Raw genomic sequence first — 511 nt, 5'->3', positions numbered from 1 at the left:
GGAGCTATTCGTTGAAACAGTAAAAAATAGTGATAAAACAAAGCCACCCATCGGTGGCTTTGTTTTTGCTCATCTCACAAGGTTAGACTTAGTGCGTCACGCACGGGCAATCTTTAGGTAGCACCAACTTCAAACTCTTTGGCTGCACTTCAAATCGAATTTTACGGGAATGATACGGTTCGCCATCCAAATTAAGTGGTAGAGGATTCGGAAAATCGATCTCCAACCAACTGGCTCGGGTGTGTTTCACAAACTCGCCTTTCTCGGATGGGTTGTTAATCTCTTCAATGACTTTGGGCAATTCATGCGGTAAAAACGGACGAACCAGCGTTAAGTCCATCAAACCATCATCAATCATCGCATGAGGAGCGAGCTGTTGACCGCCACCAGCTAAGCGGCTGTTGCAAAATGCCCCTAACAACATTTCGCCATCGTAGCGACCCCCTTCGATAATGATGCTGCCATCATAAGGTTTGAAGCCGAGCGCCTTCACAACGCCAGTCAGTGTGTA

Annotated in this window: 1 pseudogene; it reads right to left on the bottom strand. The window is 46.8% G+C overall.

The window, feature by feature from the left end:
• Positions 1 to 88: 88 nt before the first annotated feature.
• A pseudogene (locus R8N47_RS28535) lies at positions 89 to 511 on the bottom strand (lipid kinase YegS); the annotation flags it as partial.

It is taken from the genome of Vibrio sp. 2132-1 (genome assembly GCF_033344315.1).
Note: the sequence above shows the minus strand (reverse complement) of the source record. Positions and strands in the feature narration are given on the sequence as shown.